Source organism: Curtobacterium sp. NPDC090223 (assembly GCF_044746585.1).
Taxonomy (GTDB): Bacteria; Actinomycetota; Actinomycetes; order Actinomycetales; family Microbacteriaceae; genus Curtobacterium.
The window spans coordinates 1,778-3,136 of sequence record NZ_JBIVCN010000012.1; the positions used below are offsets into that span (position 1 = coordinate 1,778).

Sequence of the window (1,359 nt, forward strand, 5' to 3'; positions counted from 1 at the left end):
GGTTTGAAAGCCGGGCCGTAGTGGGTGCCAGCCCCGTAGACGAAATGGTGTTATGGCCGGATGTGTATCCCAAGTAGCACGGGGCCCGAGAAATCCCGTGTGAATCTGTCAGGACCACCTGATAAGCCTAAATACTCCCAGATGACCGATAGCGGACAAGTACCGTGAGGGAAAGGTGAAAAGTACCCCGGGAGGGGAGTGAAATAGTACCTGAAACCGTTTGCTTACAAACCGTCGGAGCACCCTTGTTGGTGTGACGGCGTGCCTTTTGAAGAATGAGCCTGCGAGTTAGTGATATGTGGCGAGGTTAACCCGTGTGGGGCAGCCGTAGCGAAAGCGAGTCTGAATAGGGCGATTCAGTCGCATGTCCTAGACCCGAAGCGAAGTGATCTATCCATGGCCAGGTTGAAGCGACGGTAAGACGTCGTGGAGGACCGAACCCACTTCAGTTGAAAATGGAGGGGATGAGCTGTGGATAGGGGTGAAAGGCCAATCAAACTTCGTGATAGCTGGTTCTCTCCGAAATGCATTTAGGTGCAGCGTTGCGTGTTTCTCGCCGGAGGTAGAGCTACTGGATGGCCGATGGGCCTCAACAGGTTACTGACGTCAGCCAAACTCCGAATGCCGGTGAGTGAGAGCGCAGCAGTGAGACGGTGGGGGATAAGCTTCATCGTCGAGAGGGAAACAACCCAGACTACCAACTAAGGCCCCTAAGCGTGTGCTAAGTGGGAAAGGATGTGGAGTTGCATAGACAACCAGGAGGTTGGCTTAGAAGCAGCCACCCTTGAAAGAGTGCGTAATAGCTCACTGGTCAAGTGATTCCGCGCCGACAATGTAACGGGGCTCAAGCACACCGCCGAAGTTGTAGATTTCGCACATCAGACAAGCCTTCGTGGTTCAGTCGTGCGGAGTGGTAGGAGAGCGTCGTGTGGCGAGTGAAGCGGCGGAGTGATCCAGCCGTGGACGCTACACGAGTGAGAATGCAGGCATGAGTAGCGAAAGACGGGTGAGAAACCCGTCCTCCGAAAGACCAAGGGTTCCAGGGCCAGGTTAATCCGCCCTGGGTAAGTCGGGACCTAAGGCGAGGCCGACAGGCGTAGTCGATGGACAACGGGTTGATATTCCCGTACCGGCGAACAACCGCCCAAGCTAATCCAGTGGTGCTAAGAGTCCTAACCCGGATCAACCGGATCCCTTCGGGGTGATGGTGGCCGGTCTAACGCTCGACCCCATGCTGGTGCGGTTAGCGTATGAACAGGTGTGACGCAGGAAGGTAGCTGAGCCAGGCGATGGTATCCGTAAGGTGAACCTGGTGTAAGGATGTAGGGCTGACGATAGGCAAATCCGTCGTCTGTACGC

General features: G+C 55.6%; 1 rRNA gene (running past both ends of the window). It reads left to right on the forward strand.

Going from position 1 to position 1,359, the window contains the following annotated elements:
* A 23S ribosomal RNA gene (locus ACIPJY_RS18040) occupies positions 1 to 1,359 on the forward strand (it extends past both window edges: 210 nt to the left, 1,460 nt to the right).